Genomic DNA, 10,254 nt, shown 5'->3' on the forward strand with positions numbered 1-10,254 from the left:
TGGCTTTTTTGTTGCTCCATTATAGCTCCAGTCTTCACTGATAAACGAAACATGCCACATCGCTTAGTTTCTTATACTGATTGCAATAATCAAATCACCTAGCCAACGTCCGGTCACTACCGTAATCTAAGGTTAGATTAAATACCCTGATACATAACTTAAGACATGACATAACGCACCACCAAGGGCAGACATAGGACACGCGATGAAATTTATATTACTTGCTGACAATCCATCAGCCCTGCCACTTATAGCAAAGTGGTATAGCGATGAATGGGGACATATAGGAGAAGGCCGAACCACTAAAGAGATAGAGCTAAAACTCGGAAACTATCTGAACCGTGACAAACTGCCTTTGATCATCTTGGCGCAAGAGGGTGAACAGGTTATTGCTGCTGCACAGCTTCGCTACCATGAGATGGATATCTACCCGGAACGAGAGCACTGGCTCGGTGGTGTATATGTAGATCCTAACTATAGAAATAAACAAGTGGCTAAGTCTCTAGTAGAAGCTGTTATCGCCAAAGCTAACCAATTAGCTATCAAGAGTATAAACCTACAAACAGAGAACCAGTCTGGAGGCTTGTACCTAAAGCTCGGGTGGCAACCAGTAGAACAAGTGATTTATCACGGTATTAAGGTGCTGGTTATGGAAAAATTACTATAATTTAAAAAAGCGCAATCGCACGCCAATTAGGTAAACAAATGACCCCCGCTATCGACTTATTGGTAAAACACAAAATAGCCCATCAAGTTCACGAGTATCAACACGATCCAGCTTGCCACGCTTATGGCTTAGAAGCCGCCGAAAAAATTGGAGTGTCTCCCGAATTAGTATTTAAAACCTTGGTCGTTAAGCTAGATGCAAAGCAGCTGGCTGTGGCGATAATTCCTGTTGCGGAAAAGCTCAGCATGAAGGCTATAGCTAAAGCCACAAAAGCTAAGAAGGCTGTAATGGCTGAAGGCGTGGAAGTGCAGCGCAGTTCTGGCTATGTACTTGGTGGTGTCAGTCCTCTTGGGCAGAAAAGACAGCTGATAACCGTAATCGATGAGTCTGCAGCTTCGCTCGATAAGATGTTTGTTAGCGGTGGTCGTCGAGGGCTAGATATCGAATTAGCACCTGAAGATATCAAGCAGCTGCTAAAAGCGCAGTTTGCCCCTATCACTGCCTAAATGGCTCGTTTTAATTTGCAATGTTCCACGTGGAACATTGCAACCAATGAATAGCCCTGAGCTCACAAATTAACGCTAGACGCTTGGATAAACCAAGACGCTGGAGTAATATTAGCCACTTCTGTTTAATCGTTCAGCCGAGGAAATATGAACGAACTATTTAATGCCGCACAACATCAACTCGATGCTTTAGGCCTAAGATGCCCTGAACCGGTAATGATGGTGCGTAAATCAGTAAGACGCATGAATGAGGGCGAGACTTTACTTATTATTGCAGATGATCCTGCAACGACCCGTGATATCCCAAGTTTTTGCGAGTTTATGGATCACACATTAATCGCTAGCCAAACAGAAGCGACACCTTATCAATATCTGATAAAGAAAGGTCTTTAGCCATTAACTTACAAAGTAGATAAAAGGAATTATCATGGCATCATTAATTGGTATTGCATTTAAAACTGAAAAGCGTGGACCGATGATCACGGTCGAACAAGCCGAGGTCACCCAAGCCAAAGGTGTTGAAAACGACATCTTTGGTCGCCCAGGTAATCGCCAAGTTACAGTGATGTCTATTCAGCAATGGCAGCTCGCTTGCAATGAAATTGACAAACAACTTCCCTGGTTTACCCGCCGTGCAAATTTACTCATCAATGACATAAGTTTCTCTGCACAAGATGTCGGTAAGCAACTTGTCATTGGCAAACTTGTTTTGGAGATCACCGGCGAAACGGATCCCTGTAAGAAGATGGAACAAGCCTACCCTGGACTCGAAAAAGCGTTATTGCCAGATTGGCGTGGTGGCGTAACTTGCAGAGTTATCATCGGTTCTAATATCAAAATAGCTGACAACGTTGCATTGATATAGCCATGATTATAGCCGCCTATCTTAGCTATAACTGAGCAATACCCAGCTGCTCATAACAGCTATTGCCAAGCACCTATCCACCAATCTAAATCTATTAACTTACAATACTCACCTTATTCAATTGCACACTTAACCAATCAAACACCCCACACACTCGACCGCTTCTTCCTTGTATTAACTTAACTAATTGAAACAGATTTTTTGTTTTACTGTTAAGCAAATTGTGCGATAACTGTTGCACGATTTAACGTCCAGTTAAGCACTATCACCAACAATTAAGAAGAGACACCTGAAGTCACTCCTTTATAACGATAACAAGAATCATAGGATTAGCATGTTAAACAATAAGCTTACCCCCCTATATGCAGCTATTGCCCTTAGCTTCAGTACTCCAACAATTGCCGAAGAAGAGAAACAAGCCTGGCAAGTTAATGCACCAGCGAATGCCCCCTTAGAGCAGGTAAAGATTGAAGTAAATGAAGGAACCTGGATGAACGTTAGTGTTAGCCCTGACGGTAAACATGTGGTGTTTGATCTGTTAGGTGATATTTATCAAATGCCTATTGCAGGTGGTGAAGCAACACCACTAGCTGAAGGTATCGCTTGGCAGATGCAGCCAGTTTACAGCCCTGACGGTAAATACATTGCCTTCACCTCTGATGAAGATGGTGGCGACAATATCTGGATCATGGAAGCTGATGGTAGCAACCCTCGCCCAGTAACCAAAGAAACCTTCCGTTTATTAAACAGTCCTGCCTGGAGCCCTGATGGGCAATATCTCGTCGCGCGTAAGCACTTTACTGGAAGTCGAAGCTTGGGTGCAGGTGAAGTATGGATGTATCACGTAGCAGGTGGTGATGGCGTCAAACTAACAGAACGTCCTAACGAACAGAAAGACTTAGGTGAACCCGCTTACTCTCCAGATGGTCGCTACATCTACTTCAGCCAAGATGCGACACCAGGTAAGACATTCCACTATTCAAAAGACTCAGTAAAAGGCATCTATAAGATAAAGCGTTACGATACTCAAACAGGTGATATCGAAGTGCTTATCCAGGGCACTGGCGGTGCCATTAGGCCTACACCTAGTCCAGATGGTAAAAAGCTTGCTTACATCAAGCGTGACGGTTTTCAGTCTTCACTATATCTACTCGACCTTAAGTCCGGTGAAACAGAAAAGCTATATGGCGACTTAGACCGCGACATGCAAGAAACCTGGGCTATTCATGGGGTATATCCAACCATGAGTTGGACTGCCGATAACGAAGAGATTGTGTTTTGGGCCAAGGGTAAAATCAACAAGCTTAAGGTTGAGTCTAAGTCGGTAGCGCAAATTCCATTTACGGTAAAAACTGAGCGCGCAGTTCAACCAGCGGTACGTTTCCAACAGGATCTCGATAAAGATGTGTTCGATGTGAAGATGCTGCGCATGGCTCAAGTATCACCAGATGGAAGCAAGGTGGCATTTGAAGCACTAGGTAAGATTTGGGTTAAGAGTTTACCCGATGGCAAAATGTCACGACTCACTAAGCTCGATAGTGAACTGCGAGAACTATTTCCACAATGGTCTCGTGATGGCAAGAGTGTTGTTTTCACCACTTGGGATGACCAAGAGCAAGGTACAGTGAGCCTAGCAAGCGTACGTAATAAGCGCGTAAAGGTACTCACCGAAGAGCCGGGGAAATATGTCGAACCCACCTTCTCTCCTGATGGTGAGACCGTGGTTTACCGTAAAGCCAAAGGCGGTTACATCACCCCGCGCACCTGGTCTCAAGAAACGGGCCTTTACCAAGTCGATATTGATGGTGATAACAATACTAAGATTACAGCCGAAGGATACCAACCACAGTTTGGTGCCGATAACGACCGCGTCTATTTTATGGAAAGCGGTGAAACACCACAGCTAGCTTCAATTGGCTTAAACGGTTTCGAGAAACGCGTGCATTACACCAGTAAGCATGCAACTGAGTTTAGAGTATCACCTGATGGTAAACAGTTAGCTTTTGCCGAACGCTTTAAGGTGTTCGTTACCCCCTTTGCCAAACACGGCGAAACTGTTCAGATTGGTCCCAAGGCGAGCAACCTTCCTGTTGAGCAGTTAAGTGTTCGTGCGGGTGAAAGTATTAGTTGGAACAACGACAGCGATCAACTGTATTGGACCCTTGGTCCTGAGTTGTATCAGGTGAATGTAGATACTCAATATAATGAACAGGCTGAAGATAACAAAGTTAAGCCAACGATTACCGATCTTGGTTTCACTCAAAAGGCCGATGTTCCACGTGGAACAATCGCCTTCGTTGGCGGCAACATCATCACCATGGAAAACGATAAAGTCATCGAAAATGGTACGGTTATCGTCAAAGATAACCATATTGTTAGCGTTGGCCCTGCCTCTGTAATTGATATTCCTAGCGATGCTAAGGTCATCGATATTAAAGGCAAAACTCTGATGCCTGGTTTATTCGATGCTCACGCTCACGGTGCTCAAGGGGAAAATGAAATCATCCCTCAACAAAACTGGGAGTTGTATTCAAACCTATCATTAGGTGTGACGGCGATTCATGATCCATCAAATGATACTACCGAAATCTTTGCCGCTTCAGAGCAACAGAAAGCCGGTAATATTGCAGGTCCGCGTATATTCTCAACCGGTACCATTTTATATGGCGCGAACATACCAGGTTATACCTCTCATATAGATTCACTCGATGATGCAAAATTCCACCTAGAGCGCCTCAAGAAAGTCGGTGCTTTCAGTGTAAAGAGTTATAACCAGCCTCGTCGTAATCAACGCCAACAAGTTATTGCTGCAGCACGCGAGCTAGAGATGATGGTTGTACCTGAAGGCGGAAGCTTGCTGCAACACAACCTCACCATGATCGCCGATGGTCATACAGGTATTGAACACTCGCTACCAGCAGCCAATGTTTATAGCGATATAAAACAATTCTGGGGACAAACCGATGTGGGCTATACGCCAACACTCGTTGTCGCTTATGGCGGAATTTCAGGTGAGAACTATTGGTACGATAAGACAGATGTTTGGGCTCACCCACGTCTTTCTATGTATGTACCGTCGGATATTTTAGACGCCCGCTCCATGCGTCGCCCTACTGCACCCGATGAGCATTACAACCACTTCAATGTGGCTCGCGTTGCTAACGAGTTAAATGAAGTCGGCATCAAAGCGAATATCGGTGCCCATGGTCAACGTGAAGGTTTGGCCGCTCATTGGGAGATGTGGATGTTTGCTCAAGGCGGGATGAGTAATCTTGAGGTTCTAAAAACGGCCACCATCAACCCAGCGAAACACTTTGCAATGGATCACCAAATTGGTTCAATCAAGCAAGGTAAGCTAGCCGACTTAATCGTTATCGATGGTAATCCGCTAGAAGATATTCGCGTAACCGATCGAGTAACTTACACCATGGTTAACGGTAAACTGTTTAATGCAGAAACAATGGACCAATTAAATGGTGGTTCGAAAAATAGAGGTAAGCAGAGAGAAGCGTTCTTTTTTGAAGAATAAATTTCAATTTTTAATTTAAAATCTGAGTAACTTAGCTGTGGTTTTTTAAATTTGAGGGAAATTATTTTTTGATTCAAAAATTGCATTATTAGCCCAAAAGCTAACAATAAAAAAGGATGTTCCACGTGGAACATCCTTTATTCAAATGCCTTCATTAACTTTAGCTAATACATTATATTAAAACTTAGGGAATGGAACTCTTTACACATTAGGGAATAAAAACATGAGTACATATAGAGTAATTGCTTTAGCTATAGTTAGCGCTGCACTATCTATCATTGTCACAATACAGTTTATAAACTCAGCAGATACAACAACTCAAACCCCACAATTTACGACTGAAAAGACATTAACTCTAGAGAGCCAAAAAGAACCGGAAACAAATGCCGATAGCAACCGATTGAAACAAGAGGCAATCACGCAAAAACAACAACTTTCTACACAGCAGCCTGATAGCCTCAACAATCAATACACCAAACTCGTCGATGAGGCTTCGATAAATGCATTCTTTGTAAATGAACAAGGTACTCTTGATGGCGCGGCCTTGACCCATGTATTAACAGTCGGTATGGCAGATTTTATCGAGCAAACTTCTAGCGCAAACACAAATAGTGAGCTTGCGATTAATCGACAAGAAAAACTCAATCAGCAATTAATCGCCCTAAAAGACTTAGCTATCTATGAACAGCATACTGTCTGTTCTGGACGAATCTGCGCCCTGTCTCTTATCACTAACGAATTGACTGCAAAAAACAAAAAATTGATACAGGAGTTTGATAGCAATATTAGCTTTGTAAATACCTCTGAAAGTACAACGGGTGAAGTCGAGTTTAAAGCTATCTATTTGCACTCAGAAGACCCATCACAACTTCTGATGACACAGCCTTAAACGTTTAAGATATGAGTGTTATTTTTTATAACAAAAACAGTCCGTAGTGTGGTCATTGACCATGCCCACAGCCTGCATAAAGGCGTAGCAAATTGTCGGGCCGACAAAGTTGAATCCCATCTTTTTTAATGCCTTAGACATGGCTTCAGATGCTGGAGTTTGTGCCGGCAATTCACTCATAGATGTAAAGTGGTTGACCTTGGGTGAACCATCAACAAAACCCCACAAAAATGCTGAGAAATCATTACCCTGCTCAACAAATTCAAGGTAGGCTTTTGCGTTTCTGATGATCGAGTTTACCTTTAAACGATTGCGTACAATTCCAGGATTAAGCAATAACTCTTCGACTTTTTGGGCATCGAATGTTGCGATTATTTTAGGGTCGAAATTGGCAAATGCCGCCTCATAATTTTGCTGTTTCTTGAGAATAGTAATCCAAGATAAACCCGCTTGCTGACCATCTAAGCACAGCTTTTCAAACAGTTCTCTACTATCAAAAACCGGCTTTCCCCATACCTTGTCATGGTACTCTTGATAAATGGGTTCAGCGCTAACCCAACCGCAACGCGTTACTTCCATAACCTTAATCCTAAATTTATCGTCAGTAAGATAAAAAATAACCTACATAAGCGTTATTCTACAAGGTATAATCGAAACCATTTTCTATTAAAGCTTCCAGGCAGTAGACAAGCGGATATGACGACGAAACACGACGTAAAAACATTCCAGGGCTTCATTATGACCCTGCAGGAATACTGGGCGCAGCAAGGTTGCGCAATCGTTCAACCATTAGATATGGAAGTCGGTGCCGGTACATTCCACCCGATGACATTCTTACGTTCATTAGGCCCAGAGCCAATGAGCAGTGCCTATGTTCAGCCATGTCGTCGCCCGACTGATGGCCGTTACGGTGAAAACCCTAACCGTCTTCAGCACTACTACCAATTCCAAGTAGTACTAAAGCCATCGCCAAGTAACATTCAAGAACTCTACCTAGGCTCATTAGAAGCCCTTGGTGTTGATATGAATGTGCATGACGTGCGCTTCGTAGAAGATAACTGGGAATCTCCGACTCTTGGTGCTTGGGGTCTAGGTTGGGAAGTTTGGCTGAACGGCATGGAAGTGTCTCAATTTACTTACTTCCAGCAAGTGGGTGGTCTAGAGTGTAAGCCCGTAACAGGTGAAATTACTTACGGTCTTGAGCGCCTAGCGATGTACATTCAAGAAGTAGACAGCGTCTACGACCTTGTATGGACCGATGGCCCGATGGGCAAGATCATGTACGGCGATATTTTCCATCAGAACGAGGTTGAGCAATCAACTTATAACTTCGAACATGCCAATGTTGAAGTACTGTTCAAGATGTTCGACGACTGTGAGCAAGCTTGTGAGCGTTTATTGACACTAGAAAAGCCACTTCCACTACCTGCTTATGAGCAAGTAATGAAAGCCTCTCATGCATTTAACTTGCTAGATGCTCGCCACGCTATCTCTGTTACTGAGCGCCAGCGTTATATCTTACGCGTTCGTACCATGGCTAAAGGCGTAGCTGAGTCTTACTATCAGGCCCGTGAAGCGCTTGGCTTCCCAATGTGTAAGTAGAGGAATAACAGATGAATTTTGAAAACTTACTTATTGAAGTAGGCACAGAAGAGTTACCACCAAAGTCACTGCGTAAGCTAGCCGAATCTTTTTTAGCCAACTTTACCGAAGAGCTAGCTAAAGCAGAATTAAGCTTTGAGTCTGCGGTATGGCATGCAGCGCCGCGTCGCCTAGCTATTAGCATCAACCAACTTGCACAGGCACAAGCAGACAAAGTTGTTGAAAAGCGCGGCCCTGCTGTTGCTCAAGCTTTTGATGCTGACGGTAACCCAACAAAAGCCGCTATGGGCTGGGCTCGTGGTAACGGTATTACTGTTGAGCAAGCTGATCGTCTTAAGACTGACAAAGGTGAATGGTTACTGCACCAAGCGCGTGTTGTTGGTGTTGAAACTAAAAGCCTGATTGCCGATATGGCGCAGCGCTCTTTAGATAAGTTACCTATTCCTAAGCCTATGCGCTGGGGTAGCAACACGACTCAATTTATCCGCCCGGTCCATACGGTGACTATGCTACTAGGTAGCGAAGTGGTTGATGGTGAATTATTAGGTATTAAATCTGATCGCGTGATTCGTGGTCACCGCTTTATGGGTGAGTCTAGCTTCGAGCTAGATCATGCTGACAACTACCTTATTGCTCTTAAAGAGAAAGGTAAAGTATTAGCGGATTATGAAGCGCGTAAAGCGATTATTAAAGCTGGTGCTGAGGCTGCTGCAGCTAAGATTGGCGGCGTAGCCGATCTTGAAGATGACTTACTAGAAGAAGTGACTTCTCTCGTAGAGTGGCCAGTTGTATTAACGGCCAGCTTCGAAGAAAAGTTCTTAGACGTACCAGCAGAAGCCTTGGTATACACCATGAAAGGCGATCAAAAATACTTCCCTGTATTTGATAATGACGGTCAGTTGCTACCAAACTTTATCTTTGTGACTAACATCGAGTCAAAAGATCCACAGCAGATTATTTCTGGTAACGAAAAAGTGGTTCGCCCACGTCTTGCCGATGCTGAGTTCTTCTTTGAAACTGATAAGAAAGAGTCGCTTGAAGCACGCCTTGCCAGCTTAGAAACCGTTGTATTCCAAAAGCAGCTTGGCACCATTAAACAGCGTGTTGAACGTATATCTGCTTTAGCGGGTTATATTGCTAGCAGCATTAATGCTAACAGCAAAGAAGCTGCGCGTGCGGGTCTACTGTCTAAGTCAGACTTAATGACTAACATGGTGATGGAGTTTACCGATCTTCAAGGCACCATGGGTATGCATTACGCACGCCTTAACGGTGAAACTGAAGCCGTTGCGGTTGCTCTATCTGAGCAATATAAGCCGAAATTCTCTGGCGATACCGTACCGACAGCACCTATCTCTATTTGTGTTGCACTGGCTGAAAAGCTCGACACGCTAGTGGGTATTTTTGGTATTGGCCAAGCGCCTAAAGGCGCTGCAGATCCATTTGCACTGCGCCGCGCAGCAATTGGTGTGCTACGTATCTGTTTAGAGAACAACTTGCCACTAGATCTTGTTGATTTAATTGCTAAAGCACAAGAACTACACGGCGAGAACCTCACTAACGAAAACGTTGCAGAGCATGTACTTGAATTCTTCATGGGTCGCTTCCGTGCTTGGTATCAAGATCAAGGTGTGAGTGTCGACGTTATTCTAGCGGTACTCGCTCGTCGCCCTACTGCACCAGCTGATTTTGAAAGCCGCATTAAAGCCGTTGCTCACTTTAGAACACTAGAGCAAGCATCAGCACTGGCAGCAGCCAACAAGCGTGTATCAAACATCTTGGCTAAAGTTGAAGGTGAACTACCAGCAGCTATCGATGACACACTACTTGTCGAAAATGCTGAAAAGGCGCTTGCAGCTAAACTTGCAGAGCTTCAGCCACAGCTAGCACCGCTTTTTGCGGCTGCTAACTATCAAGAAGCGCTAGCACTGCTTGCGAGCCTGCGTGAGAGTGTTGATACATTCTTCGAAGATGTCATGGTTATGGCTGACGACGAAGCACTTAAGAATAACCGCTTAGCGCTACTTTCTAGCCTACGTGAGCAGTTCTTACATGCAGCTGATATTTCACTCCTTCAGTAAACACTGAGTAGCTGAATAATAAAAACGCGCCCTTTGGCGTAATGCCGTTCACTTAAGGTGAACGGCATTTTTATTTTTGGCATACCGTTGAGGCCTTGGTTTTACTGTTCTGGGG

General features: G+C 44.1%; 9 protein-coding genes. 8 read left to right on the plus strand and 1 reads right to left on the minus strand.

The window, feature by feature from the left end; genetic code table 11:
• Positions 1 to 205: 205 nt before the first annotated feature.
• From ACVBIK_RS17485 to ACVBIK_RS17510, 6 genes are all read left to right on the plus strand, one after another.
• Positions 206 to 667: a GNAT family N-acetyltransferase gene (locus ACVBIK_RS17485; protein WP_447161650.1), complete on the plus strand. Its 462-nt coding sequence runs from the start codon at positions 206 to 208 to the stop codon at positions 665 to 667.
• A gap of 38 nt (positions 668 to 705) precedes the next feature.
• Positions 706 to 1,173 carry a Cys-tRNA(Pro) deacylase gene (gene ybaK / locus ACVBIK_RS17490; RefSeq protein WP_447164287.1) on the plus strand — a complete coding sequence of 156 codons (468 nt, stop codon included), beginning with the start codon at positions 706 to 708 and terminating at the stop codon, positions 1,171 to 1,173.
• A 147-nt stretch (positions 1,174 to 1,320) separates the two neighbouring features.
• Positions 1,321 to 1,566 (plus strand): sulfurtransferase TusA, encoded by a 246-nt coding sequence (gene tusA, locus ACVBIK_RS17495; protein ID WP_447161648.1) that lies wholly within the window; start codon positions 1,321 to 1,323, stop codon positions 1,564 to 1,566.
• Between the two features lie 34 nt (positions 1,567 to 1,600).
• Complete coding sequence (locus ACVBIK_RS17500) at positions 1,601 to 2,038, plus strand: MOSC domain-containing protein (protein ID WP_447161647.1); 438 nt, start codon at positions 1,601 to 1,603, stop codon at positions 2,036 to 2,038.
• 334 nt (positions 2,039 to 2,372) lie between these two features.
• Positions 2,373 to 5,567, plus strand: a complete 3,195-nt coding sequence (locus ACVBIK_RS17505; protein WP_447170187.1) for an amidohydrolase family protein — start codon at positions 2,373 to 2,375, stop codon at positions 5,565 to 5,567.
• A gap of 223 nt (positions 5,568 to 5,790) precedes the next feature.
• Positions 5,791 to 6,456, plus strand: a complete 666-nt coding sequence (locus tag ACVBIK_RS17510; RefSeq protein WP_447161645.1) for a hypothetical protein — start codon at positions 5,791 to 5,793, stop codon at positions 6,454 to 6,456.
• An 18-nt stretch (positions 6,457 to 6,474) separates the two neighbouring features.
• Here the strand turns inward: ACVBIK_RS17510 and ACVBIK_RS17515 are convergent, their stop codons facing one another.
• Complete coding sequence (locus tag ACVBIK_RS17515) at positions 6,475 to 7,035, minus strand: DNA-3-methyladenine glycosylase I (protein ID WP_447170188.1); 561 nt, start codon at positions 7,033 to 7,035, stop codon at positions 6,475 to 6,477.
• A 117-nt stretch (positions 7,036 to 7,152) separates the two neighbouring features.
• Here ACVBIK_RS17515 and glyQ point away from each other — a divergent pair, with 117 nt between their 5' ends.
• Together glyQ and glyS are read left to right on the plus strand one after the other, a co-directional pair.
• Positions 7,153 to 8,058 carry a glycine--tRNA ligase subunit alpha gene (gene glyQ, locus ACVBIK_RS17520; protein WP_447161643.1) on the plus strand — a complete coding sequence of 302 codons (906 nt, stop codon included), beginning with the start codon at positions 7,153 to 7,155 and terminating at the stop codon, positions 8,056 to 8,058.
• Between the two features lie 11 nt (positions 8,059 to 8,069).
• Complete coding sequence (gene glyS / locus ACVBIK_RS17525) at positions 8,070 to 10,139, plus strand: glycine--tRNA ligase subunit beta (protein ID WP_447170189.1); 2,070 nt, start codon at positions 8,070 to 8,072, stop codon at positions 10,137 to 10,139.
• The last annotated feature ends 115 nt before the right edge of the window (positions 10,140 to 10,254 follow it).

The organism is Shewanella sp. 125m-1, assembly GCF_052977065.1.

Coding starts and splice junctions, on each gene's coding strand:
- ACVBIK_RS17485 (WP_447161650.1), top strand. CDS start 206: ATGAAATTTATATTACTTGCTGACAATCCATCAGCCCTGCCACTTATA.
- ybaK (WP_447164287.1), top strand. CDS start 706: ATGACCCCCGCTATCGACTTATTGGTAAAACACAAAATAGCCCATCAA.
- tusA (WP_447161648.1), top strand. CDS start 1,321: ATGAACGAACTATTTAATGCCGCACAACATCAACTCGATGCTTTAGGC.
- ACVBIK_RS17500 (WP_447161647.1), top strand. CDS start 1,601: ATGGCATCATTAATTGGTATTGCATTTAAAACTGAAAAGCGTGGACCG.
- ACVBIK_RS17505 (WP_447170187.1), top strand. CDS start 2,373: ATGTTAAACAATAAGCTTACCCCCCTATATGCAGCTATTGCCCTTAGC.
- ACVBIK_RS17510 (WP_447161645.1), top strand. CDS start 5,791: ATGAGTACATATAGAGTAATTGCTTTAGCTATAGTTAGCGCTGCACTA.
- ACVBIK_RS17515 (WP_447170188.1), bottom strand. CDS start 7,035: ATGGAAGTAACGCGTTGCGGTTGGGTTAGCGCTGAACCCATTTATCAA.
- glyQ (WP_447161643.1), top strand. CDS start 7,153: ATGACGACGAAACACGACGTAAAAACATTCCAGGGCTTCATTATGACC.
- glyS (WP_447170189.1), top strand. CDS start 8,070: ATGAATTTTGAAAACTTACTTATTGAAGTAGGCACAGAAGAGTTACCA.